The 217-nt window shown below is 59.4% G+C and carries 1 rRNA gene; it reads right to left on the bottom strand.

Going from position 1 to position 217, the window contains the following annotated elements:
• Positions 1-217 (bottom strand): 23S ribosomal RNA (locus tag WH85_RS46505); the annotation flags it as partial.

The raw sequence follows: 217 nt of genomic DNA on the forward strand, positions 1-217 counted from the left end.
ACTCATGCCTGCATTCTCACTCGTATGGCGTCCACGACTGGATCACTCCGCCGCTTCACCCGCCATACGACGCTCCCCTACCCATCCACACACCTGCACGCAGGCCTCAAGGACCCACGCGGGGTAAAGTGTGAATGCCACAGCTTCGGCGGTGTGCTTGAGCCCCGCTACATTGTCGGCGCAGAACCACTTGACCAGTGAGCTATTACGCACTCTT

This window comes from Actinoplanes rectilineatus, assembly GCF_000962825.1.
Classification (GTDB): domain Bacteria; phylum Actinomycetota; class Actinomycetes; order Mycobacteriales; family Micromonosporaceae; genus Actinoplanes; species Actinoplanes rectilineatus.